The organism is Faecalibacterium sp. DFI.5.82 (genome assembly GCF_029076575.1).
Taxonomy (GTDB): domain Bacteria; phylum Bacillota; class Clostridia; order Oscillospirales; family Ruminococcaceae; genus Faecalibacterium; species Faecalibacterium duncaniae.
This window is the reverse complement of the sequence record NZ_JARFIS010000282.1, coordinates 1-327: the sequence shown is the minus strand read 5'-3', so window position 1 is coordinate 327 and position 327 is coordinate 1. Positions and strand designations below refer to the sequence as shown.

The window sequence follows — 327 nt, the reverse complement described above, 5'->3', positions numbered from 1 at the left end:
CCATCCTGACCAGCGGGCAGGCCGCCAGCGCCCCGGTAGGCGCTTCCCTGCTCCGTCGGCTGGTGGAGGCCGCCGGGCCTGACCTTGAGATCCTGGTGGGTGCGGGCGTGACCCCGGCCCATCTTCCGGCTCTGGCAGCTGAGACAGGCGCGCACGCCTTCCACATGTCCGGCAAGCAGGTGCTGGACAGCCGGATGACCTTCCGGCGGGAAGGTGTTCCCCTGGGCCTGCCTGGCTTCTCCGAGTTTGAGGTCTGGCAGACCAGCGAGGAGACCATCCGTGCCGCGCGGCGGGTCCTGAACGAATTATAATCCTCCATAAAACGAC

The 327-nt window shown here is 67.3% G+C and carries 1 protein-coding gene; it reads left to right on the top strand.

Features of this window, described 5'->3' with window-relative positions; translation table 11 throughout:
• Window positions 1-311: copper homeostasis protein CutC (locus tag P0G09_RS16615; RefSeq protein ID WP_275253213.1), on the top strand; the 311-nt coding region annotated here is incomplete at its 5' end.
• Window positions 312-327 lie beyond the last annotated feature (16 nt).